The sequence below is a fragment of the Paenibacillus sp. FSL L8-0663 genome, from assembly GCF_038008125.1.
GTDB lineage: Bacteria > Bacillota > Bacilli > Paenibacillales > Paenibacillaceae > Paenibacillus > Paenibacillus polymyxa_D.
In genome coordinates this window covers 255,042-281,187 of the sequence record NZ_JBBOYM010000001.1, presented here as the reverse complement: position 1 = coordinate 281,187, position 26,146 = coordinate 255,042, and the positions used below count along the sequence as shown (strand labels likewise).

17 protein-coding genes are annotated in these 26,146 nt (G+C 46.6%); 13 read left to right on the top strand and 4 right to left on the bottom strand.

Annotated elements, in window-relative coordinates:
* Positions 1–14 precede the first annotated feature (14 nt).
* The 4 genes from MKY75_RS01195 to MKY75_RS01175 all read left to right on the top strand — a co-directional run bounded on the left by MKY75_RS01195 (position 15) and on the right by MKY75_RS01175 (position 6,385).
* Positions 15–1,115, top strand: a complete 1,101-nt coding sequence (locus MKY75_RS01195; RefSeq protein WP_340884048.1) for a GerAB/ArcD/ProY family transporter — start codon at positions 15–17, stop codon at positions 1,113–1,115.
* Positions 1,116–1,311: 196 nt separating this feature from the next.
* Complete coding sequence (locus tag MKY75_RS01190; protein ID WP_340884046.1) at positions 1,312–2,967, top strand: SWIM zinc finger family protein; 1,656 nt, start codon at positions 1,312–1,314, stop codon at positions 2,965–2,967.
* Entirely contained in the window at positions 2,964–5,927 is a 2,964-nt protein-coding gene (locus tag MKY75_RS01180; protein ID WP_445322232.1) for a DEAD/DEAH box helicase, read from the top strand. Before MKY75_RS01190 ends, MKY75_RS01180 begins: the two co-directional genes overlap by 4 nt.
* 113 nt (positions 5,928–6,040) lie before the next feature.
* Positions 6,041–6,385, top strand: coding sequence for a hypothetical protein (locus MKY75_RS01175; protein ID WP_016820169.1), 345 nt, complete (start codon positions 6,041–6,043; stop codon positions 6,383–6,385).
* Between the two features lie 90 nt (positions 6,386–6,475).
* Here the strand turns inward: MKY75_RS01175 and MKY75_RS01170 are convergent, their stop codons facing one another.
* The gene (locus tag MKY75_RS01170) at positions 6,476–8,569 is read right to left on the bottom strand and encodes a pectate lyase family protein (RefSeq protein ID WP_340884040.1); all 2,094 of its coding nucleotides are present in this window, start codon (positions 8,567–8,569) and stop codon (positions 6,476–6,478) included.
* 375 nt (positions 8,570–8,944) lie between these two features.
* On the opposite strand from MKY75_RS01170, the gene MKY75_RS01165 reads away from it, so the two are divergent.
* The 8 genes from MKY75_RS01165 (at position 8,945) to MKY75_RS01130 (ending at position 20,398) form a co-directional block, all read left to right on the top strand.
* Entirely contained in the window at positions 8,945–9,466 is a 522-nt protein-coding gene (locus MKY75_RS01165; RefSeq protein ID WP_029516908.1) for a ClbS/DfsB family four-helix bundle protein, read from the top strand.
* 75 nt (positions 9,467–9,541) lie between these two features.
* Positions 9,542–10,177 carry a uridine kinase gene (udk, locus tag MKY75_RS01160; protein ID WP_013308305.1) on the top strand — a complete coding sequence of 212 codons (636 nt, stop codon included), beginning with the start codon at positions 9,542–9,544 and terminating at the stop codon, positions 10,175–10,177.
* A 261-nt stretch (positions 10,178–10,438) separates the two neighbouring features.
* Positions 10,439–11,998 (top strand): response regulator transcription factor, encoded by a 1,560-nt coding sequence (locus MKY75_RS01155; protein ID WP_318628149.1) that lies wholly within the window; start codon positions 10,439–10,441, stop codon positions 11,996–11,998.
* A 38-nt stretch (positions 11,999–12,036) separates the two neighbouring features.
* The gene (locus tag MKY75_RS01150; protein WP_029516910.1) at positions 12,037–13,851 is read left to right on the top strand and encodes a cache domain-containing sensor histidine kinase; all 1,815 of its coding nucleotides are present in this window, start codon (positions 12,037–12,039) and stop codon (positions 13,849–13,851) included.
* Between the two features lie 340 nt (positions 13,852–14,191).
* Positions 14,192–15,481, top strand: a complete 1,290-nt coding sequence (locus MKY75_RS01145) for an ABC transporter substrate-binding protein (protein ID WP_029516911.1) — start codon at positions 14,192–14,194, stop codon at positions 15,479–15,481.
* A 101-nt stretch (positions 15,482–15,582) separates the two neighbouring features.
* A complete protein-coding gene (locus MKY75_RS01140; RefSeq protein WP_013308301.1) occupies positions 15,583–16,479 on the top strand; it encodes a carbohydrate ABC transporter permease in 897 nt (298 codons plus the stop codon).
* The gene (locus MKY75_RS01135) at positions 16,476–17,300 is read left to right on the top strand and encodes a carbohydrate ABC transporter permease (protein WP_013308300.1); all 825 of its coding nucleotides are present in this window, start codon (positions 16,476–16,478) and stop codon (positions 17,298–17,300) included. Before MKY75_RS01140 ends, MKY75_RS01135 begins: the two co-directional genes overlap by 4 nt.
* Positions 17,301–17,353: 53 nt before the next feature.
* Entirely contained in the window at positions 17,354–20,398 is a 3,045-nt protein-coding gene (locus tag MKY75_RS01130; protein ID WP_165149312.1) for a glycoside hydrolase family 2 TIM barrel-domain containing protein, read from the top strand.
* Positions 20,399–20,579: 181 nt separating this feature from the next.
* On the opposite strand, the gene MKY75_RS01125 is transcribed toward MKY75_RS01130, so the two are convergent.
* The 3 genes from MKY75_RS01125 to MKY75_RS01115 form a co-directional block, all read right to left on the bottom strand.
* Positions 20,580–21,398, bottom strand: a complete 819-nt coding sequence (locus tag MKY75_RS01125; RefSeq protein WP_340884039.1) for an alpha/beta fold hydrolase — start codon at positions 21,396–21,398, stop codon at positions 20,580–20,582.
* 229 nt (positions 21,399–21,627) lie between these two features.
* Entirely contained in the window at positions 21,628–22,566 is a 939-nt protein-coding gene (locus MKY75_RS01120) for a YwqG family protein (protein WP_340884037.1), read from the bottom strand.
* Positions 22,567–22,719: 153 nt separating this feature from the next.
* The gene (locus MKY75_RS01115) at positions 22,720–23,613 is read right to left on the bottom strand and encodes an AraC family transcriptional regulator (protein ID WP_340884035.1); all 894 of its coding nucleotides are present in this window, start codon (positions 23,611–23,613) and stop codon (positions 22,720–22,722) included.
* Between the two features lie 130 nt (positions 23,614–23,743).
* On the opposite strand from MKY75_RS01115, the gene MKY75_RS01110 reads away from it, so the two are divergent.
* Positions 23,744–26,002, top strand: coding sequence for a beta-L-arabinofuranosidase domain-containing protein (locus MKY75_RS01110; RefSeq protein WP_340884033.1), 2,259 nt, complete (start codon positions 23,744–23,746; stop codon positions 26,000–26,002).
* Positions 26,003–26,146: the final 144 nt, after the last annotated feature.

The window sequence follows — 26,146 nt, the reverse complement described above, 5'->3', positions numbered from 1 at the left end:
CCAACATACCTTCCATGAAACAGGAAAAAATCTCTACCCTTCAAGCCTTACTTACAGTCACTTCGACCGTGTACGCTGTGGGAATTGTCAGTTTGCCAAGAACCATCGCGGAAAAGACACAAACGCCCGACGTGTGGCAGGGACTTTTGCTGGCAAGTCTGCTTGGGGTAGGCATCGTTTTTATCCATTTTAAACTGTGCCGGAGATTTCCAGGGAAGACGTTCTATGAGCTCAATCCTGTGATCGCGGGTAAATTCATCGGCCTGCTCATCAATATTGCATTTATTGTACATTGCACGATGATATGCTCTTTTGTATGTAGAATGATGGCGGAATTCCTCAAAGGTCTTGCACTGGAGAGAACCCCAATAAGTATGATTCTCTTACCGTTTCTTCTGCTTATTGGGTATTTGACCTGGGGCGGTCTCCATGCAATGGTTCGATTGATCGAACTTTTTTTCCCTTTAACCCTTATTGTTTTTTTATTGTTGGTCGTTCTTAATGTCAACCATTTCAATCTTGATAATTTGCGCCCTGTTTTCCATAAAGGATGGCGACCGATCTTTGAATCACTTAAAGTTATACCTTTCTCTACATTGGGTTTTGAATCCATCCTTATATTAACTAATGTGATGACCCACCCCCAAAAAGCATGGAAGGCTGGGTCAATCGGCTACTCGATTGCAATGGGTTTGTATATTTTAATGGTAACGATGGTCGTCGGCTGTATGTCAGTTGAGGAAGTTTCCCGACTGCAATGGCCAGTCGTTTCTTTTGCACAGCAAATTGAATTCCCCGGCGCGTTCCTGGAACGATTTGAAATATTATTTATCATTTTGTGGACGATCAAAATTTTCATGACCGCCTCAAACTATTATTTCTATATTGTAACGGGGATCAGCCAGCTCACCCAAAAGTGGAACGGGTATATCTGTTATCTCCCGTTAATTATATTATTTTGCCTGAGCATGTATCCCCAAAATTTTGTTGAGATAGGCAACTTCGATAAAATAATAGGTTATTTTGGAATTGCTGTATGCGCAGTAGTACCCTTGGTGCTTCTTGTTATCTCTATGGTCTTCCATCGAACAGAGAATCCGGGTGGGAAACAATAGAGAATGCCTCCCCATTCTTGCTGATGAGACTCAAGCCTTCTTACGCCACAGCGTAAGAGGGCTTTTTACTGCACTTGGCGGTTATACTTCGAAATTTTCCAACTGCTCCCTCCACTCAATTTATATTCATGAACTGATATAATGGAAGAGTTAAGCTATACCAGATCAACTATTCTCTCTTAGGAGACTAATGCATATGAAACCAACCTATCTTATGGATGATATACAGTGGCAACAGCTTATTCAAAACGTGGCTGACCATTTTAATGATGTGACGATCAAACGAGGTTTCCAATATTTTAAGCAAGGAAAGGTAAAAGAATTCGCAATGCCTGATGCCGATCATATTGCAGCTGTCGTGGATGGAAGCGAGCTATACGAGGTGGATCTCCACTTGAGCGCTTTTGCTGCCAGCAGATGTACATGCCCTGTCCACGCCAACTGCAAGCATATGATCGCCGTACTACTGAATTACGCGAATGAACAGGAACGTTCTGTACATGCTTTAGTGAACGCTCATTCGGCGGGATTCACTCGATTGGCGACAAAAGCTGACACGCGTAACACACCTCCTTCCCGGTCGAATCTTTTACCGGATCACAAGGAAACAACAAGAAACGCCCTCAGTAAAACTGCAAGTAAAATACCGGACATGCCCATTTCAGAGTGGCATGATCTGTTCGATCAGTGTATCGCCCTTAACCATGTAAACACACAAAACTCCCAATTTGTCCAAAGCGCTTTAGCCTCGATCTATGCTGTGAAGCCGCCGCTTTCACCCGGCATGCAACAGCTATACGGACTGCATGCTCATCTGCGTGTGCTGGAAAAGCTGGTACCTCAGTCTTCCATGCCAGGCTATCCCTCTCATACCTATATGGGGTATTACACGCAAATTGCTGCCGATGAGCTTAAAGAAGCGATCGAGCGTGATTTTGAGAGTCCACTGGAGCTGACCGATGAACCGATGCAAGAAGCCCGTATGGCAGAAACCTTAGCCTATTTACGCCGAAAAATGCTGACAGAATCGCGTAACGGTACTTATTTTTCAGACGCGTATTATCAGTTTTGGCTGTACTGGGTGCATCCCGTAAGACAGGACGCCAGCATATATACGGAGGAATTACAGCATTTGCAGGCGGCTGAGGAGGATCTCGGCACTACTTTAGCAAGGCTTCCGTGGATGTTGGCTCGCAGCTGGATGCATATTTTCCAATCGCAGGATAATGAAGCCTGGGTACTTCTTCAGGAAGCGGAACGAGCTTTTCCACTAAAAATCTCTTCCAACCAATTGCTTTTGTTCTTACAGGCGTTGCGTAAAGCTGAGAATTGGGCACGCCTCAAGGACGGGCTGCGGCATATCGGTCCCCTGCTTCACAGTCATCGGGATGACCATTTACAGGATTATATGCATGATTGGGATGTGGTTTTGCAGCACCTTCCAGAAGCGGAGCAGGACATGTGGGACACGCTGGTGGGTATGCTTCCATTTGCCGGAGGAATGTATGAAGAGGCACTGCTTGCTCACGAGAAATGGCGGTCATGGATCGACTATCAGCTAAGCATACGCAGTGAACCTTTGAGTTTTCGAGTGAGCGTGTTACAGCCCATTGAAAAGAACGCGCCTGAGTTACTACTCCCCTTTTACCATCAAGCGGTAGAACGCTATGTGCTAGAAAAAAACAGATCCAGCTATAAAGCAGCAGTCAAGCTATTAAAGCGGCTGTTCAAGCTGTACAAGAAAATGAAGCAAGAATCACGCTGGGAGCTGTTCTTTACGACCTTCACCAGCCGTCATAGCCGCCTGCGGGCGCTACAGGAGGAATTGCGGAAAGGGAAATTGTTATCATGAGTCAATATACCGAAACGATTACCGTGCATATCCAATTAACTACCTATGGAGACGCGCTGATCTATGGCGATTCCTCCATGAACTATAGCATTTCCGGCCAAATTCTGAAGCAGCGTTTGTTTGCTTGGCATGAGGCTTCGTTTTATGGCACCGAGCTGGAGATTCAACATGTTCAAGACACGGATATTATCCTGCTGCCTTCGGAGCAGGTGATTCCTTTTCTGGCAGAGCGCGAGCTTCTAAAGCATATCGAATGGATCTGGGACGAGGCCCATGCCCCATGGCTTCAGCTGATCCCTTCGCTTGCTCACTGTATTGAAGCGAAAGCCTATGTGCCCAGCTTCACGGCGTTCCAGGCAGGGAAGCTGCAATGGGAATGGGATGCGGAAGCACTGGAAAACATCCAGCCGGCAGAGCTTGCTTTGCTAGGCAACTTGGAGAAGGACGAACAAGATGGGCTGATAGCGGCGTTCTCGGCTGCCGTATTTCAACGCTGGTACGGCACCGAAGCGGAAGCCGCCGATTTGCGAAGAGAATATCCGATTCTCTTCGCCTCCAACCGCCCAGCCGCGGCGGGTCTAGACGCGCGGGCCTGGCTCATCGCCATCGGCTGGAAAGCCGATACCGCGCCCTTTCGGCCGCTTCTGCAACTGCTGGAGCCAGAGCTGGAGGACGACGAGCCGTCCTGGCAGCTCAAGCTTGTGTTGCAGGACAAGCAAGACCCGGCGTTGCTGGTGTCTGTACAGCTCGCCGATGATGGGTACGCATCCGGCTCATGGCCCGATGCCTGGACAGCACATGTCCGTGAGCGCTCAGCCGGGTGGCTAGAAGGCTTGACCTCGATTTTGCCTGCCGGGCAGCGTGCCGGAAGCCGTGATGACGTGCTGAATCGCCCGCTCTCCGACGAAGCGGCGTGGCAATTCCTGACGACCGACAGCCAGCGTCTGCTGGAAAGCGGTTGGCAAGTGCTGCTCCCGGCTTGGTGGGAGGCAGCTACCCGCAAGAAGCCGAAGCTGCGGGCCAAGGTACGCCCGGGCGAAGGGGCGGGAGAGCGCACGAAGGGCAGCTCGCTGTTCGGACTGGACTCGATTGTCCAGTTCGATTGGCGCGTTGCCATTGGCGATGCCGATCTGAGCGAGTCGGAATTCGCCGAGCTGGTCGCTCGCAACGAGCGCTTGGTGCGCTTCCGCGGGCAATGGATCGCGCTCGACCCCGCGCTGCTGGCGCAGATCCGCCGGGCTATGGCCGGGATCGACAGCGCTCAGGGATTGTCCTTTCAGGACATCCTGCAGCTGCACCTGCTCGGCAACGCCGACGATCCTGAAGGCGACGCCTCGAGTGAGCAGCCGGAGGATGCGGCACGCTTCCGGCTGGAAGTCGAGCTGAATGCCCATCTGCTGAAGCTGATCAGCCAGCTCGGACGGCAGTCAGAATGGCCTGCATTGGACGTGCCGGACGGGCTGCAAGCCGAGCTGCGGACGTATCAGAGGGACGGGTACGCATGGCTTGCCTTTTTACGGCGTTTTGGACTGGGGGCCTGTCTGGCCGATGACATGGGACTTGGTAAAACGGTGCAGTTTATTACTTATCTACTGCACTTACAGGAAATTGCCGCTGAGACGGGTGTCCGCTCCAGTTCGCTGCTGATTTGCCCGACGTCGGTGCTGGGCAACTGGCAGAAGGAACTCAGCCGCTTCGCCCCTTCATTGAAGGTGATGCTGCACTATGGAAGCAGGCGGAAGCAGGGAGACTTGTTCCGTGAAGAAGTAGAGCAGGCTGATGTCATCCTGACCTCCTTTGCTACGGCAACCCTGGATCAAGAGCTGCTACAAAGCATGACCTGGGATTCGGTCTGCCTGGATGAAGCGCAAAACATTAAAAATGCGCAAACCAAGCAATCCACAGCCGTGCGCAGCTTTCCTGCACGTCATCGGATTGCGTTGACCGGGACACCTATTGAAAATCGATTGTCCGAGCTGTGGTCCATTTATGATTTTATCAATCCAGGTTATCTGGGCAGCTCACGCGCCTTTAGCAATCGTTTTATGAATGCTATTGAGAAGGAACATAACGAGCAGCGCACATTAGATTTGCAAAAGCTGGTTCAGCCTTTCATGCTGCGGCGCAAGAAGAAGGACCCTGCTATACAGCTTGATTTGCCTGACAAGAATGAGATGAAAACCTACATTCATCTGACCTCTGAGCAGGGCGCGCTCTATGACCAGATTGTCAAAGAGTTGATGGAACGGATGCAGAAGCTGGAAGGGATTGAACGGAAAGGAGCCATTTTATCCGCCCTTACCCAGTTGAAGCAGCTTTGCGACCACCCAGCCCTCTTAACCAAGGAGGCACTCCCGGATGCAGCGGCTTCCGGTTATAGTCCGTCCGATCTTGAGACGGTCATTAGCCGTTCATCCAAGCTAGAGCGCATTCTGGCTATGGTCAAGGAACTGCGGGAGGAGGGCGAGCGCTGCCTTATTTTTACACAGTATATTGGTATGGGGCAGATGCTCCAGCGGGTACTCGCTCAGGAGCTGCAAGAGCCTGTGCTCTATCTGAACGGTAGCACGTCCAAAACGGCGCGTGACCGAATGATTGATCAATTCCAATCTCACACGCTCCCCCCTGCCGAGCAGCCATCCGTGTTTATTTTGTCGCTCAAAGCCGGGGGGGTGGGTCTGAATCTGACGGCAGCCAACCACGTCTTTCACTTTGATCGCTGGTGGAATCCGGCTGTTGAAAATCAGGCCACAGACCGAGCCTATCGGATGGGACAAACGAAGGATGTACAGGTGCACAAATTTATCTCGCTCGGCACGCTCGAGGAACGCATTGATGAAATGCTGGAGAGCAAGCAGCAGCTTAGCGACCAAATCATAACCAGTACCGAAGGCTGGATTACTGAGCTGTCTACAGACGCGTTAAAAGACCTCTTTACGCTACGGCGCGAGTGGGCATAATGATGTCCCAAGTTCAATATATACCTATTTTTAAGAAGCAGTAGTTTATAGCACGGTCCAAAACTCCTTTGTGTGCATTTACTATCTCATCACAACAAAGGAGTTGATTTGAAGTGGCCATTCGTCCTCCACAAACGCTGAAATCTACGGGCAGAAAGGTTCCTGTTACGAGATATCGCAATGTGAGTCCAACACAAACCCTTCGTAGATTTACAGTTATCTGGGCTAACAATGATGGTGTACCTTTTAACACGTCTGGATTTTTTGCAACACTCCGGCGTTTAGATGGAACCTTTGTGCAAGCTGCAGGCTTCGACCGCTTTGGTACTGCCCGATTCAACAGAGTCCGCACACCTACGAACCAGCCTTATATTCTGCGTACTTTTAGAGATGATGGAGTATTATTCCGCGTTAGATCCGTACCTGCTGGCGTATCCTCATTTGTCGTTATTGGTTAAGCTCATACCGAACGCAGCCTAAACGTGGGTAACCAAAAAAGCAACCAGAAACAGAGCATATCTGTCCTGGCTGCTTTTTTATATGCCTACCTATTCGGAATCTTCTTCCACTATTGCATCTTTCGTAGCGGCTGTATTGTACACCGTTTTGAGCCAGTTTTCACTCGACCAGTTCAGCTTGCCTGCACCCGCTCCATCCTTGGCCTGCAATTGAGCAACCAGGTTAGCAGGGTCTTCGGCAGTATAGCTGTATGGCAACGTTGTGAACCCATTCCAAGAGAAGCCCTTGGCCTTCGCAGGATAAGGGGCTAACGGGCTATTCGCAGCTTCACTGCCTCCTCTGAATACGGTACCATTGTCGGAAAGGATAACGTCTTCGGCTTTGATTTTACCTGTGTAATCCGCTTTGTTAGGATCTTTTTGATTATTACGCACTGGAGAAAACACATCAATTAAATAAGACTTTTCTAGCAATACCGCGCCGTTTTCTGTTGAAATTGCACCATTACCCACGACATCAAAATGGTATCCCTTTGCGGCAATTGCTTTAGCCATGTCAGAAGTAATTCTTTTTTTGGCTCTGGCCAATCCGGCATCGTCCATAACGATGTTATATGCATGAGCATTACCACCACGCAAACGTGGCATACGGTCCTGAATATCCAGGTAGTAATTATGATGCAGCGTCACTTCCAAATCCGCATTGTCGCCTGCCATTTCCGTAGCACCGATCAGATGCGCCTTCTTTTGTCCTGCTGCAATATCAATGATATCTTCTTTACTCATGCCTACTGCACTGCTTCTCAGATAAGCGTACATAGGATAGGAAGACTTGTCTGCTTCCATCGCGTTGACTTGTTGGGTTACCCAGCTGTTGGAGCTGCGGTCATCTCCTTTGAACAAAGACCAGGAAATCGTAACTCCGTTACTACCTTTTTTCACATCTACCAGACCATCATAGGCTTTGTTAAATGTGCAATGGTCGATCCATACCTTGGAGCTTGCACCTTCGACAGTAATATAGTCCCAGTCATTCTTGTCATAGTTCCCTTTGGTTGCTTCATCCCACTCCCAAAGTTCATCAAATTCGAGGTTACGGAAAATCAAATTGGAGCTTCTTTTGATAACAAAGCCGGCATGTTTGATTTTCGCACCATTGGCCGAGAAAATCGTAACCCCATTCATATTTTCGATATAGACTTTGCTCACACCCGTCTTTTTCAGAACAGGATGCGTCTGTACAGGATTGTTGGCACTAAAAGGCATCACTCTGGCAGCACTAGGAATTTCATTCCAACCGAGATCAAGATCGTTCATAATCTCAATCACTTTGACCTTGCTGCCTTTCTTCAGTGCTTCGTTGAGATCTACAGCGTTGTAAACTTTTTTGTAGTTGGCATTTGTATCCGCAATGTTGCCACCACCTGTATTACCATACGAAAAGCCAGTCAAATTATAGTTATTTCTAGAGGTTACATCAGGGTCCACTTCAGGAGTCGGTTTTTCTGTACCTGGTGTTGGTTTCACAGGCAATGTTCCTGGATCTACCTCAGAAGAAGCACCGGATACAATCACATTATCGAATTCGGCAGCTGCTTTGGAGGTCACCAAACCAATGGCTCCAGCAGTGAGGCTGGTGTCTATTGCGGACAGCTCCAGTTGATCATTGACATACATTTTGATTTCCGAACCGGATAGTTCCAGCTTAACTCTGTACCATGTATTCGTGTCCAGTTTGTATTTTTTATTGGTAGCCAGTGTCTTCATAGAGCCTTTGACTTTTTTTCGAATCTCAAGCGCTCCGTCATTCTTGTTGTACAACGATGCTGCGTAGAAGTTGTTGGAATCTGTGTATCTACCTGCAACGTAGACTCGATTGGAGCCATTAAAATCATTTACATATACATCTGCTTGCACGCTATAGTTCGTCCATGAGGCATTACCCTTAACGGAATGGCTTTCGCTTCGACTAGATTGCTGGTATGTAGAGCCATTCCCATCCTTGACCACAGACCAGTTCCCCGAATCCGCGGTCCAGCCTTGAGCTTTTCCTTGTTCGAAATCATCACTTATCTGTAAATTCCCATCCGCATGTGCATGACCTAGCAACGGTAATGATAAAGACAGTACCAACGTACTGCTTAACATTACACTTGCACATTTTCTTAGCAAACTCGATTTCATATAACAATCCCCTTCTTGGTTAGATTCATGAATACTAAAGCAAAGGTTGCACCGTTCATCGGACATGACCTGCCCCAACGGTATATAACGTACTGATGAAGAGAATAATATCCCAACACCAATGAGGGCCCTCAAACGCTATACTCCAATAATTATAGGCATTTAAATATATATTAAAATATGTCTAATTACTTATCTTTTGTCTTAATTTTTCAATTAATTTTGCATCCTGTTTCGTGAACACGCCAAATTCTGTTTCATAAAATCACAAAAAACGATATTTTTTTATTTTTGAATAAGACATACAGTTGTCATATTGGGAATGGTACATATAAAGGGGTGAGTATCATCCATATCATTTAAAGGAGCGATGAGATGTCCAGCTACGACTACGCTTCCAAATCGGAGTTAAAGGAAGCCATTCATGCCTCCTATTTACGATTTGACGGTGAGTTTCAGGAGATCGACGAGAGCCAAAAAGATATTCGTATCCCTGAAGTAGATAAAACACCCGCAGAGATGATTGCCTACCAGCTCGGATGGCTTCATCTTGTCATGACATGGGACAGAGACGAACGGGAAGGAAAAACCGTCATCATGCCCGCCCCCAATTATAAATGGAACAGACTAGGCGAACTATATCAATCATTTTACAAGACTTACTCCCACCAATCTTTACGCGAATTACGCGATATGTTCAAGTTGACTGAGCAAAAGTGGCTGGATTGGATCGACACACTTAGCCACGAAGAGCTCTTCACTCAAGGCGTTCACAACTGGACGGGTACGAATCCAAACTGGCCCATGGCAAGATGGATTCACATCAACTCGGTGGCACCGTTTAAAACATTCAGAGCCAAGATACGGAAATGGAAGAAATACAAAGTTCAACAGTGATGAAAAAAAGTGTGCATTGTGCTACAATACTTGAGTTGTATCGGGATACATTTAGGGAAGGGTAAGTGAAACGCCATGCTTATTATTGGTATTGCCGGCGGTACAGGTTCCGGTAAATCGACGGTAGCACGCGCCGTCGTTGAGCGTCTGGGATCTAATAAAGTGACTTTCATATCTCAGGATAACTATTATAAAGACCATTCACATCTGAGCTATGATGAACGTGCATTGGTCAATTATGATCATCCGTTTGCCTTTGACAACGAATTGCTTATTGAGCATCTCCAATGTCTGAAAAAAGGACAAGCGACACAAGCGCCCGTGTATGATTTTACGGTTCATGCCCGCTCCACGGACGAGACGGTAGAGCTTCTGCCAAATCATATCGTTATGTTGGAGGGTCTGCACGTACTGTCAGACGAAAAGCTCCGCAGCCTGCTTGACATCAAAGTATTTGTGGATACGGACCCTGATGTGCGTATTCTCCGTCGGGTTCTTCGCGATATTGAGGAACGCGGCCGCACCATCCATTCGATCCACGATCACTATCTGACTACGGTTAAGCCGATGCATGAGGCATTTATTGAGCCTTCCAAGAAATACGCTGACCTGATCCTTCCTGAGGGAGGACACAATGAGGTTGGCATTCAACTGCTGTCTATTTTGACTGAAAAATATTTGGCAGGAGATCGGACTTGGGGTACTGTATAAGGTAATCCCGGTTGTTTAAGGCTGTCGAGGTTTTCTCGGCTGCCTTTTTTGTTATTTTATATGCCATTTGGACTAATTTTTTTTGGAATCCCCGTGTGGTTTATGTTAGCATGTAAAGGTTAAATGCTTTAGATTCAAGCTAAGTTGGAAGCGTTATCAAATATGTGCCTCAGATGATATGACGTCCACGTGATGGAGGTCTTTTTTGAATCAGGATTTTTGCAAAATCCTCGAATAGGTATAATTACGGAGAGTGCTGCCATGAATGAGCTATGCAACATTTTGATTGTGGATGATGAGATATTGGTACGGCAAGGAATTAAACACCATTTATCGTGGGAACAGTATGGATTTCGAATTGTAGGTGAGGCCTCCAACGGGAAAGAGGCGCTGGAGCTGATTGAAGCCTTGCGTCCTCATATTGTCATTACAGATATCGTGATGCCGATCATGGATGGCGAGGAGCTGACGCGCATAGTCAGACAGAATTATCCAGATATTGAAGTCATCGTGCTTAGCAGTTACGGTGAATTTAATTACGTGCGATCCACCTTTCAACAAGGGGTTGCTGACTATATTTTAAAGCCCAAGCTGGACACGGATGAACTACTCCAAGTCCTCCAGAGAACCGCTCGCAAAATTCCATCCATTCAATATCAGGCGGATGCTGGGAATAGTCAAATTACGATAGATCATGTGATCGAAAAGCTGATCTCCGGGTATAGCATGGACTATGACGCCGAGCTGCTGAAGCAAGCATTCCCTTATACTCGTTTTGCGCTCATAGGTATAGAACAGTCGGTACAGCAGGATAAAGGGCGCTCCATCTCTGCCTCGGACCTATTTTCCAAGCTTACAGATCGAGTATCCTCTGCCTGTGAGCGCATCGTACTGCGACAACTGCCGTCTGATGCCTATGCGGCTGTGTTTTTAGCCAATCTTGATCCACGGGAAGTAGACGCCTGGATGGCTGCGGTTAGGGAAGTTGCTCAGGAGACAAAGCGAGTCGATCCACAGACAGGCTGGGCAGTTAGCCATTTATTTGATGAGTTCAATCAGATTAGTGACGTCTATCAGGATGAACTGCCAAAACTGCTGAGTTACCGCTTTTATTTCCCAGGAACAGCGCTGTTAATAGAAGACGAACTCCCTCAGCCTGTACAAGTGAACAGCTCGTTTAACTTAAAACAATTTACAGAAGAGATGAAGCGTGAGCATTTTGATACAGCTTTTCAGGATTTGAGGTCCTATGTAGCCGCCATGTCCGGTAACTATACCTCTACCGCTTTTGAATTCAAATCGCTTCTTGGAAATATCGTGTTCAACATTACGATTTTGCTCGGGAATCAGGGGTATGATATGAAGGAGTTGGATGCGGCGAAATATTCCTATTTCAAAACAATTAATGATGCCCCTCATGTACATGAAGCTGTGCGCCTTCTGGAGGCCTTTTTGGAGGAAGCGAACAGGCAGATCATGGCCAAGACACAGCCGGGAAGTAGCGCAAGCATGAAAAAACTGCTGGAGTATATTGAGGAGCATCATGCTGAAACACTCAATTTGACGACACTTGGGCAATATTTTCACTTTAACCCTTCCTACTTGTCCAGTTATTTTACGGCACACCATACAGAAGGTTTTAGCGAGTATCTGAACAAAATTCGGGTTGAAAAAGCCGCAGAGTTACTACGGTCGGGGACGATGTCCATTTCGGATATTAGCAGCATGGTAGGCTATTCGGACCCCAGCTATTTTACCAAAGTGTTCAAAAAGGTGAAGGGTTCCTCGCCCAGTCAGTACCGCCGGGAGCATCTCTATTAGAGAGTAAGTCACATCTGCCAGCAGAAAAGAGATTGAATATGAAAAGATATATGCATAAGATCAAATATCAAGGTCTGTTCTTCAAAATCTTTATTGTTATGGTGGTCAGCATCACTGCGGTGTCCTTGCTGACCTCTTTGGTGACAATTCGAATGTCTGAACGACTTTTTGCGGAGACATTCAGTATTACAAATGCCAAGGTACTCAGCCAGATTCAATCCAGCTTTGAATCCTTCAATGATTCCATCGTGAATGCCGTAACCCATGCTTCGGAAAATGGAACGGTCAAGAACTATCTGACTGGCGGTCAATCTGACTCGATTAACTCGGCGAGGACTTACTTCGGAATGGCACAGCAAATGAAGCAAATTAAATCGAACGTCGATGCCTATGATGTTGGTGTCGCTGTAACTGGTCTGAACGGTCGGAGCTTTTACTCTGACTCATCCTATTGGCCTGTAACTGCGGAAGAGCTTAAAAGCAGTGCGATTACAGCCCAAAGTGTAGCACGACCGGCACAGCTTATGTATCAATTGGATACTGAATTATTTCAGCAACAAATGAATACCACCGCGCAAAAGCCAACACCCTATATCATCGCCTCCAAACCATTTATGGAGCGGACCAGTGGCACCCTGTACGGCATGATCTACATCGCTATCCGAGAGCCTGAATTTCGCCGTTTCTACAACAATTTCACGAGCAACGGCAATGATGTGCTTATTTTGGACAAGTCGGGATTAATTGTATCAAGCAACCGCCAGGACCTGATCGGACAACGCTCCAGTGAGCTGCTAGGCTATGCCACAAAAATCAATGAACAGGGATTGAACTACATTAATGCGGATGTGATGAATAAGGAGAGTATCCTCCTTTCCAACTATATCCCTTCATTTGATTTTTATCTGGTGAACATGATCGACAGACAAGCCGCGATTGGGCAAATTATTGACGTTAAATCCGTTGTCTGGATCTGCATTGCCATCGTACTGATTGCTTTGGTGATCGTTTTTCTGATATCCCGTCGACTAATTCGTTCCCTGACTCGACTGGTGAAGCAAATGTCGACCATACGTGAGAAAAATTTTGATAATTATATCCCGGTAACAGGCAGCTATGAGGTTAGACAATTAAGTCATGCTTACAACTACATGTTGGATGAACTAAATGACTATATCCGTAAGCTTTTAGAGACGCAAAAAGGCCAACGAAACGCAGAGCTTGCTGCACTACAACGGCAGATCAATCCGCATTTTCTGTACAATACACTGGCTTCGATCAAAATGCTGGTACTCAAAGGAAACAAGGAAACAGCCGCCGAAACGATCAATGCGCTCATTTCCTTACTGCAAAATACAATCAGCAATGTGAGTGAAACAATCACCATCGAGCAGGAAATGGCCAACATGCAAAATTATGTGTTCATTAACCATGTGCGCTACGGGCAGCGGGTACAAGTGAATTATTTTGTATCACCCGATTGTCTGGAGTACCATGTGCCCAAGCTCATCATTCAGCCTTTTATCGAAAACTCTTTTTTCCATGCGTTTAATGAAAAAAATGTAGGCCACATCTATATATTGGTGTCCAAAACGGAGGATACATTGATCTGTGAGGTGGTCGATGATGGGGACGGTATGGATTTGGACGGGCATACGGCGCAAGACGGACTGCCGAATCCCAAGAGCAAGCGCCAACTGTTCACAGGCATCGGCATCCAGAATGTGCACAACCGCATTACCCTTTTATATGGAGAAGAATACGGCGTGACCATCTCCAGTAAAAAAGGCGAGGGCACCAAAGTGAGAATGACCCTCCCACTGATCGTAAAACCCACCCCACCTACCCCATAAAAAAATAGGCTGAACTAAACAAAGAAGGTGGAACAAGAACGGAGTGGGCGGAATGGTGCTGTACAAGCAACAGCGATGGGAAGCACCATCCGGCCGCGCAGTGGCGCTTCGTGAACAACTTTAGTTCAACCTAAAAAAAATACCTAAACCAAAATAAAATACAAATGTAAGCGGTACCTTTTTTCATAAATCATAATAATAAGACCAATCCGTATAAAGATATTCCTAACACCGACAAAGTATGGATGGTACACTAGATTTATAAATGAGGTAACCGCTTTCATTCGAGAAGTTTAGAACTAGCAAGCAACATATAAAAAAAGAATAGGGGTTGAACAAAATGAAAAAAATGACTTTCCTTCTGCTGATTGCAAGCTTGATCTTGCTATCCGCATGCTCCAGCAATTCCGAGAAAGCAGCTACAACCACAGATTCAGGCAAAAAAGAAATCACCGTCTGGGCTTGGGACCCGAACTTTAATATCGCAGCCCTGAAGCTGGCAAAAGATCGCTACGTTGCCAAACACCCAGATGTAACCGTAAACATTGTTGAATATGCTCAAAACGATATCGTACAAAAAATGAATGCCGGCCTTAACTCCGGATCTACTAAAGGATTGCCGAACGTGGTTCTGATCGAGGATTATCGGGCACAGAACTTCCTGCAAGCCTATCCCGATTCTTTCCATGATATGAGCAGCACGATCAAAGCATCCGACTTCGCTGATTATAAAATTGGACCGACTAGCTACAATGGCAAGCAGTACGGTGTTCCATTCGACTCCGGTGTTATGGGACTGTATGTAAGAACGGACTATCTGGAACAAGCCGGCTACAAAGTAGCGGACCTGACCAATATTGATTGGGACAAATTTATTGAAATTGGTAAAGCCGTAAAACAAAAAACAGGCAAAGAAATGCTGACTCAAGATCCGAATGACCTCGGTCTGATCCGCGGTATGATCCAAACCGCAGGTTCATGGTACCTGAAAGAAGACGGTAAAACACCAAACCTGGCTGGTAATCCAGCTCTGAAAGAAGCTCTCTTGACGTACAAATCCTTGTTCGACGCTAACATTGTTAAAATGAATGCCGACTGGAGTCAGTTCTTGGCCGCATTCAACAGCGGTGCAGTTGCTTCCGTACCTACAGGTAACTGGATTACACCTTCGATCAAAGCAGAAGCTTCGCAATCCGGTAAATGGGCTGTTGTTCCTTTCCCTAAGCTGAAAAATATACCTGAATCCGTGAATGCTTCCAGCCTCGGCGGCAGCTCCTGGTATGTCCTTAACTCGGACGGTCAAGATACCGCTGCTGATTTCCTGAAAGAAACATTCGGAACAGATACAGAGCTGTATCAAGATATGCTGAGCAAAATTGGAATTGTCGGTTCATTGAACGCAGCTTCCAGCGGTAAAGCTTATGACGTGGAGGATCCGTACTTCGGAGGCGACAAAGTATATAAGAAATTTGCAGAATGGACTAAACAAGTTCCAAAAGTCAATTATGGTCTGCACACGTATGCCATTGAGGATATCATGACCGTTGAAATTCAAAACTATCTGAACGGAAAAGATGTAGACGCAGTTCTGAAAGATGCTCAAGGACAAGCGGAAGCACAGCTTAAATAAGACAGTCCATCTAGCCAAGGCTAAATAATAAAACGAAAAGCACTTAAAACCTTGGGCTTGCGAGTTCAAGGTTTTATTGCTGCACAGGGAGTTGACATGGTATGAAGACAGCCGCGCCCAAAATAACTACAACACGTCTCAAAGCAGGTATGACAGGATGGTTGTTCATATCCATCGCAGTGATCATGATCGCCGCTTTTTATTTCTATCCGATGATTCAGGCGCTTATCTTGTCCTTTAAGACAGGTACAGGGTCTAATCTGAGCTTTAACGGCATTGATAACTACAAGCGACTCTTCACCGATAAAATGTTTATAACCGCCGTGAAGAATACGTTTATCTATTTAATTTTCCAGGTGCCTTTGATGGTCATTCTGGCTCTGTTCATTTCGGTATTGTTGAATGATAAAAACCTGAAATTCAAGGGCTTTTTCCGCACCGCTATCTTCTTGCCGTGTATCACATCCCTTGTAGCCTATTCCGTTGTCTTCAAGTACCTGTTCTCGTCCGACGGTCTGGTAAACTCCTTATTGCTGAATCTGCACGTGATTGGCACGCCCATCCAATGGATTACAGATCCTTTCTGGGCCAAGGTTACGATTATTATCGCGATCACATGGCGCTGGACTGGTTATAATATGATCTTTTACCTGTCCGGTCTTCAGAACATTGACAGTTCCATCTACGAAGCGGCCCGTATTGACGGAGCTTCCCCGATCCGACAGTTCTTCAGCATTACGGTTCCACTGCTTAAGCCGATTATCCTGTTCACTTCGATTACATCAACGATTGGTACACTCCAACTCTTCGATGAAATTATGAATATTACCAAAGGTGGGCCAGGGAACGCGACATCTTCAATTTCGCAATATATTTACAATCTGTCCTTCAAGTATTCATCCGACTTTGGTTATGCGGCGACCGTATCTTATTCCATCGTCATTATGATCATTATCTTGTCGATTATCCAGTTCAAAGTGGCAGGTGAGAAAAAATGATGAAAACAAAAAGAGCATTTACGTACGCCTTTCTGATCCTTGTGTCGTTCGTTTCGATTTTCCCGTTCCTGTGGATGCTATCCAGCGCCACGAACCTGTCGGTCGATGTGACCAAGGGCAAGCTGCTGCCTGGCTCCCATCTGATGGATAACATGCACAATTTGCTTGAAAAAGTGGACATCGTTACCGCACTCAGTAACTCTGCAAAAGTCTCCATCTCAACTACGCTGCTGGCTATGCTAATCGCGTCATTGGCTGGTTATGGCTTTGAAATTTACAGAAGTAAAGCGAAAGACGTTGTCTTCAATATCCTGCTGATGTCTATGATGATTCCGTTTGCGGCGATCATGATCCCGCTCTACCGGATGTTCGGCAGCATTTCTAATGTCATACCGTGGATCGGTATTGATACGCTCTCTTCTGTCGTCATTCCGACCGTAACTACGGCGTTCCTGATCTTCTTTTTCCGTCAAAGCACCAAGATGTTTCCCAAAGATCTACTGGAGGCAGGTCGTATGGATGGATTGTCCGAGCTGGGTCTGTTCTTCCGGGTATACATGCCTACAATGAAAACAACCTATGCCGCTGCCGCGATCATCACATTCATGTCCAGTTGGAACAACTACCTCTGGCCTCTGATTGTGCTGCAAACGCCGGAAAATCAAACGATTCCGCTGTTGATCTCGAACCTCGGCTCCAGCTATGCACCGGATTACGGTGTCATCATGATCGCCATTGTCCTGTCCACACTTCCGACTGCACTGGTATTTTTCCTGATGCAGAAACACTTTGTAGCGGGCATGGTGGGTTCGGTAAAATAACAGATTTCTGTGTACGTTCTTCATTTCAATTTTAAAAATAAGGAGTGTTCGCCTTGACCATCCAACCCCCTAGTCTGGACTGGCTGACCGACGTAACCAAATTTGCTGTACATCGGCTGCCCGCCTATTCCGATCACAAATATTACGCTACGCTTCAGGAAGCGGAGCAGCAAGCTGATATGGCTTGGCGTCATAGCCTGAATGGGAGCTGGAAGTTTAACTATGCAACAAATCCAGCCAGCCGTCCGGTAGAGTTCTATACTCCTGGCTTTGAGTACGGCGGCTGGAGTGATATTCAGGTGCCGGGTCACATTCAGACGCAAGGCTTTGGCCAAATGCAGTACGTGAATACGATGTATCCGTGGGACGGACATTCGGACGTTCGCCCACCCCATATTCCGGAGGATCACAACCCGGTCGGGAGCTATATCAAAAGCTTCGTTTTGCCGGAAAATATGGCTTCCGACGCGCAGCCTGTGTTCATTTCTTTCCAAGGCGTCGAGTCGGCTTTCTATGTATGGTTGAACGGACAATTTGTCGGTTATAGCGAGGACAGCTTCACGCCGTCTGACTTTGAACTGACACCGTTCTTGCAAGCTGGCGAAAACAAGCTGGCGGTAGAGGTATATCAAAGAAGTACAGGGGCATGGCTGGAGGATCAAGACTTTTGGCGTTTTTCCGGTATTTTCAGAGACGTATATCTCTATACCATCCCTACGGTTCACGTACGTGACCTGCATGCCAAGGCAGATCTGGATGCTTCCTACACACAGGGCCTTCTGGAGCTAAAATTGACCTTGGAAAAACCAGCAACTGCCTATGCAACTGTCGATGTGAAAAATGCTGTCGGCCATGTTGTAGCTTCTTTGAAAGCTGACTTTACGGATGGCACCGCTTCGCTATCAGCCACCTTGGAGCAAGTGCAGCGCTGGAGCGCGGAGAAACCCTATTTGTACACGTTGTTCATTCAAATTTATGATGCCAGTGGATCGCTCGTGGAAGTTATTCCACAAAAAATCGGCTTCCGTAAATTTGAGTTGATCAACAAGGTCATGCATTTGAACGGCAAACGTATCGTCTTTAAAGGTGTGAACCGCCATGAATTTAACGCTCGCACCGGACGTGCGATTTCCCGTGAAGATATGCTGTGGGATATTCGGACGCTCAAGCAGAACAATATGAATGCTGTCCGCACCTCTCATTATCCAAACCAGACTCTGTGGTATGAGCTATGCGATGAGTACGGAGTCTATGTAATTGATGAAATGAACTTGGAAACACACGGTTCCTGGCAAAAACTCGGTGCCGTCGAGCCATCGTGGAATATTCCTGCCAATCTGCCTGAGTGGCAAGATATCGTCATGGATCGCGCCATTTCCATGCTGGAACGGGACAAAAACCACGCGTCCATTCTGATCTGGTCCTGCGGCAATGAGTCGTATGCAGGCGAAGTGCTGCGCAATGTAGCTAACTATTTCCGAACCACCGATCCGAGCCGTCTAGTGCATTACGAAGGCGTGTTTCATAACCGTACGTACGATGATACTAGCGATATGGAGAGCCGGATGTACGCCAAGCCTGCAGATATCGAGCAATACTTAAACGATAATCCACAAAAGCCGTATATCAGTTGCGAATATATGCATGCGATGGGCAATTCCGTAGGCGGCATGCACAAGTATACCGAGCTGGAAAACAAATACGAGCTATATCAGGGCGGTTTTATTTGGGATTATATTGATCAGGCTGTTATGAAAAAAGATCGCTATGGACGCGAGTACCTCGCGATCGGCGGCGACTTTGACGACCGTGCTACAGACTATGGCTTCTGTACGGACGGAATTGTCTATGCAGATCGGAAGGTTTCGCCGAAGATGCAGGAGGTCAAATTCCTGTATCAAAATCTGAAGCTCACCCCGGATCGCAGCGGTGTAACCATTCGCAATGAAAACCTGTTCGAAGGAACGGGGGACTACGAGCTTGTATACAGCCTGCTGCATGAGGGCCAAGAGATCGCACGTAATGCCATTCATGTGGATGTGGCGGCTCAGACCGAAGCGTATATTCCACTGACGTTCCCAAGCACAGACGAGAAGCCCGGTGAGTACGTCATTCACACCGCTCTGGTTTTGAAGGAAGCGACGCTCTGGGCTGAGGCTGGACACGAAGTGGCCTTCGGACAGCATATTTTCATCGTGGAAGATCCAAATCCGCTGCAGCTCCCTACGGTCGGTGCCTTACGAGTGGTGCATGGCGATGTAAATATTGGCGTTCACGGTGCAGATTTCAGTATCATGTTCTCCAAAGGAGCAGGTAGCCTGACTTCACTTCGCTACGCCGGACGTGAGATGATCGCTACACCTCCTGCTCCATTGTTCTGGCGGGCGACCACAGACAATGATCGGGGAACCGCACTGGGCTTTGAAGCCGGTGGCTGGTTCGCTGCAAGTCTGACACGTAAATGCGTGGGCATCGAGGTCACGGAAGAGCAGACAGACCGTGTAACTGTTGCATTCCGCTACACGCTGAGCATTCATACGGACGCACAGGTAACGGTAGCCTACACCGTCTTGGCAGATGGCAGTCTGAACGTAAAATCGACTTATGAAGGCGTCTCAGGACTGCCTAACCTGCCGATCTTTGCCCTTTCGTTCAAGGTTCCGGCAGACTACCGCCATCTGGACTGGTACGCGATGGGACCGGAAGAGAATTACATCGACCGTGCCTTTGGCGCGAGACTAGGCGTATTCCGCAACGAAGCTGCGGATAACGTATCCGGGTATGTCGTGCCGCAGGAATCCGGCAATCGTACAGGCGTGCGCCGTGTCGATATTACCGACGATTCCCAGCGAGGCATTCGCATTACTGCACCTGCCACCGCGCCTGTGGAATGTAATATTTCGCCGTATACAGCGTTTGAGCTGGAAAGTGCCTACCATCTATATGAGCTACCCAACGTGTACTATACCGTTGTCACCGTAGCTGGCAAGCAAATGGGCGTAGGCGGCGACGATAGCTGGGGAGCCCCGGTACATGAAGAATACCAAATTACAGCCGATCAAATGCTGGAATTCGAGTTCACCGTGCAGCGGATATAAATAAACTCCCCGTATAGGCAAGTATATATAACAAAAGCCCTTCCGCTGCTTCCCTGATGGAAAGCCAGAAGGGCCTTTGCATTTTATCATTCCAATCATACTGTCAGCAGAAAATAAAGTCCTAGGTTTTCGTTGTTTCATTGAATCAACGTTTCCCGTTAGTTCATGGATTAATATACAACTAAAATCCAAACTCTGTTACTCTTTCAAGCCACTCACGCATAAGTGACTCAAATAATAGAACCTGTTCAATCTGAAGATTATGCCCTGCTCGATCTAAAACGGCGAAGGTTGCTCTAGGATAATTATCTAAAATTCTAAAAGCATCTATGTAACCAACGACTGCATCTTGTCGCCCAAGAGTAAATACTGTTGGTTTATCAAAAACTAATTTATCTATATTGGTGGAAAACCCATAGTTTCTTTGAATCTTGCTAAGAAAATCGTAGTCAGCGATCTTACAACCTGCCACTATCTCTTCAGAATACCTTTTCCAATTATATTCATTGAGAACGACTTGATTTGCGCTAAAATCACTTATTTGCTCTTCACTTAAGGTGCCCATAAACTCGCGATCACAATGAACAACAAAATGCTCGGGCAGTATTCTTCTTTTGTGTTCAGGAATAATTAATGGACAAATCAGAGCAGCTCCACCAATACGATCTTTATGTCTATTAATTATTCCCCTTGTAATATATCCACCGTACGATTCGCCTGCTATGAGATAATCCTCGTTTGGGACAAGAGTTTCAATAAAATTTATAACTGCTTCTAGCATATCATCTGAATTACATATTTGATCGTAATCCTTTGTTTGTCCCATTCCAGGCAGGTCAAGATAGATACGACGCCAATCGGAATTACCTTCAAATATCGGTTCCATGCACCCACTCATTAACCGATGGTCTGGTGTAAAACCATGAATCATTATAATCGGTTTGCCTGTACCAATTTCCTCGTAATATATATTGGCATTCTTGACTTTACAATATGGCATACAGACCCTCCAAAATTGAGTTATTTATAAAATTCTTACACCAAAGAAGAATCTACATTGTTTTATCAAGCAAACCAGATCTCCGGTTCGTTTTGATTATATACTCATATATAACACATGTAAAGAACGCTTGTTCCCTTTTCTTATTTCTAGAGTTAAACTAATCTGCCCGTAAGCTGAATGAAACAACGTCCGTTTAATACTTTATTTTCCCAGTCTAGAACTTTAGCTAGCTCGTAGCTAGATTGACATATGTTCGCGTGAAGTCAAGGTTTTGCAAGTCTCTTTGATCTATAAAAAATTCCAAATACCCTGCGTCCCACCAGCACATACCAACCTCGTCCAAAGAAGAGACCGAGAGCAGAACATGCCAATTTTCCGAAGCCTGATCGTGCTTTTCCCGATTCGTTTGATATTCTTGTAGCTGAGGCAGCACTTCGGATCGTAAATGCTCCGCATAATCCGTACTTCCCCTATGCGTAGCTTGCTCGATTTCCTTATGAATCTGACTCTCACTCTTATGCCAGTTAAACAGAAGACCCTCAAGCCCGTTTCGGCGTAGATAAGCATCCCGCCGGGTGTTCCCTGCAAAAGATTGATGCTGCCCCCACACCGTGTCACTTTGTTCACATACAAGCTCATACAGCTCTTCGTACTGATCTACAAGAATATCTCCTAGCTCACCCTCCGACCGAAGGGTAATAATCGGCTGAAAGGAAATCGCATAGGCGGTGAAATCTCGTTGCTCTGCCGAAACCTCTACGCACCCAGCGGGCGGTAATGTTTTCTGCAAAGCGCTGCTGTCACCGTTATAGTAAAAGATTTTATGGTCAATATCATAGGCGGGCTCATCCAGCCCAAGAAAAAAGTATAGTATGCCCTGATGAGGCAATCCCTCAAATGGTGAAAAAGGCAGCTCACTCAAATTAATTTGAGCAATAAACGTATAATATTCCCCGTCTAAATTACAAGGCCACTCTATCGTGGGTGGCAGATCTGGATAGCCGGCGATCCGACTATTTCCAATGTGTTCGTAGTTTTCCTCATGCTCCACATGAAATTGTATAGCAGCTTGAGCTTCCTGATGAATCTCTTCTTTTAACTCTTCATCCAGTGAATACCCTTCCAGTATTCGAGTCAGTTCATCCTTTAATGGTGGTTGTAGCATCTCGCTCGCCCCTTTTTCATCAAGTAATAACATAGCCTGCTACCATTTAAACCCTTCCCTCAGATTACCATATTAAGTGACTCCGTCAATTGACCAAATACTGCACCAGTTGCCTCCTATGGACGGTGGCACCCAACTTTTAGTAGAAATGCACTAGACATTGTTCATAAATGTTTTGTGATAGGCATTCCGGTATTGGGAAGGAGTCATGTGGGCTCTCCTTTTGAACAAACGCATAAAATACTTCTCATCGGTATAGCCTGCCTCTTCGGCAACCTGCTTAATGCTCATATCTGTACGGGAAATCAACTCTTTGGCTTTGTTGATACGAATACTGTGAATGAACTCCAAGGGGCGCATACCTGTGTTTTGCTTGAACAAACGAGAGATATAATCCTTGTTATAATTGAATTTTCGAGCTAAATCCGTCACGGTCAGCGGCTCTTCGGCATGAATTCGGGTCCACTCAATAATTTTGTTAAAACTCACATTCCCCTGTGAATGAGCAGGATTGGAAAGCAAGCGGCTAAGCGCCAGTTCTGATATCTCGATCAGCAGCGAGGTGAACAAATAATTGGCACTGTGATACGTAAGATAATGTGAGTTGGCTACATGCAAAATCTGATTGACGATAATATGAATCCGATCTCCGTTGTCTGCCTGTACACTTTGCGGTAAATAGATATCACGCATCACACCGTGACGCTGCAAAAGCCCATCCAAAGCACTTGTTTCCTGCTTCATTTCCTCATTAGATAGTACATTCGGGATCATGGGAACATCGAAATGAAACCAATAAAATTTCACGCCCGGCAACGATTCCCGGTATCCTTTATGCGTACGACCGGGGTAAAGCAATAGAATATCTCCCTCGCCTACTTCAAAGTCATCCCGTTCCTCTCGTATATATACCGTCTCTTGGACACCCAGGATCAGCTCAAAATTATCAATGGAGCGACTCATATGCTTCCAAGGCACCTCGGAAACAAACTCGCCTGCCGAGATCAGTTGGATCGGAGCATCTACATTTACTTTTAGATAGGTCATGTTATCGCCTCTTTAGATTCATGTTCGGATTTGTCCACCCATTGTATGGTTAAGCTACTGACATACCGCGATTCCAATGCTAATGTAGTGGAGAAATATACACTTTCATCTTAGCTAAGGAGCGATGATTTTGAAAGCTAAAGCTTTTGACTTGCATAAAGTAAGAATTGATTCCAGCCCACTTTTACATGCGATGGAATTGAATACGGCCTACCTGCTGAGTTTGGAACCCGATCGTTTATTATCGCGCTTTCGTGAATATGCGGGACTGGAGCCCAAAGCGGCTCACTATGAAGGCTGGGAAGCGCGTGGCATCAGCGGACATACACTCGGTCACTACCTGTCCGGCTGTGCACTGATGTTTGCCTCCACAGACGACGAAAGACTGTTGGAACGCGTGAACTATGTAGTCGACGAACTGGAAATATGCCAAAACAGTCATGGGAACGGATACATTTCCGGCATTCCACGTGGGAAAGAGATTTTCGAGGAAGTAAAAGCCGGAGATATCCGCTCCCAGGGCTTTGATCTGAACGGTGGTTGGGTGCCACTATATACCATGCACAAACTTTTTGCGGGCTTGCGTGATGCACATCTGCTGGCGCATCATCCCAAGGCCCTGTCTATAGAAATCAAACTCGGCAACTGGCTGGAGGATGTACTTCAAGGACTGGACGATGATCAGGTGCAGCAGGTGCTGCATTGCGAGTTTGGCGGTATGAATGAGGTTCTAACGGATCTGGCGGAACATTCGGGAGAAGAACGCTTTTTGAGTCTGGCGGAACGCTTTTATCACGGAGAGGTGTTAAATGATCTCGCAGATAGCCAAGATACGTTGGCAGGGCGACATGCCAATACGCAAATCCCCAAAATCATTGGCGCTGCACGGCAATTTGAAATGACGGGGAAACCGCAATATGCGGACCTATCTCGCTTTTTCTGGGATCGGGTGGTTCACAAGCATTCCTACGTGATCGGCGGCAATAGTTATAATGAACATTTTGGTGAACCTGGGAAGCTGAATGACCGTTTGGGCGAAGGTACCTGTGAAACTTGTAACACCTACAATATGCTGAAATTAACAAGACATATGTTCGAGTGGGACGCCTATGCAGCCTATGCCGACTACTATGAACGAGCGATGTTCAATCATATTCTAGCTTCACAGCAGCCTGTAGATGGACGTGTGTGCTATTTTGTATCGCTGGAAATGGGAGGACACAAGTCCTTTAATTCTCAATATGAGGATTTCACATGCTGTGTCGGGTCCGGTATGGAAAGTCACTCCATGTACGGCACTGCAATTTATTTTCACACGCCAGAAGCGATCTATGTCAATCAATATGTCCCTTCTACCGTGACATGGGACGAGATGGGCGTACAGCTCAAACAAGACACTCTCTTTCCGCAAAATGGACGGGGAACGCTGCGCGTTATCAGCAAGCAGCCCAAATCCTTCGCGATCAAGCTAAGATGCCCGCATTGGGCGGAGCAAGGGATGCTGATTAAAATCAACGGGGAAGAGTACGTCACAGAGGCCTGTCCTACCAGCTACGTTGTAATGGAACGGGAATGGAGCAATGGGGATACGATCGAGTACGATATTCCTATGACCGTGAGAGTCGAGGAAATGCCGGATAATCCACACCGAATTGCTTTTATGTACGGCCCGCTTGTACTGGCTGGGGACCTTGGCCCTGTTGAACAGGAGTCCAACGAGGAACGTCTGCTTGCGTCTGTTCTGATCGGATCGACCGATTCCCTGACAACGAAGCTGATTGCTGACGGGAACGAGCCTAATACATTCCATATGACCGACTTAGGCTATATCGGAGACTTGCAGCTTCGTCCGTTTTATCAGATGTATGATCGTTCATATACCGTCTATTGGGATCTCTTTTCCAAGGACGAATGGACAGCAACCGAGGCAGAATATCGTACCGCGTTAGCGTATCAGCTAGAGCTGGAACGACTTACAGTGGACGTTGTGCAGCCTGCCGAAATGCAGCCTGAACGGGATCATGCCTTTACTGGAGAGCATGTAGGTCTAGGGTCCATCTATAACCGCAAATATCGCGATACCTGGCCTGGGGGCTGGTTCTCTTTTGTCATGAAGGTGCTTCCGGATGAGCCTGTCCAATTGGCGGTTACTTATTTGAAGGACTTGAGCCGTCCCCATAGTGACTTTGACATCACTGCGGATGGCCTGATTTTAGGGGAAGGCAAGCTGGAGTCTGAGGAAATGAATAAATTCGAAACGTTCGTCTATGAGCTTCCTCTATCTGTGACGAACCACAAGAATGAAGTTACGATTCAATTCAAGGCCCATCCACAAGGCAAAGTGGCGAAAGTAGCTGGATTACGAGTGATTAGACACTCTATTGTATGATCAAATTATCTATATAAATCTACTATTCCGCCTACTGCGTTTTGATGTTCGTTTTTTAAAGGAAGTTTATAAAACAACAAGCAGACGCTTCTATAAGCTGTCTGCTTGTTCCACTTACTTCCTTATAACTTCGATTCATCGTCA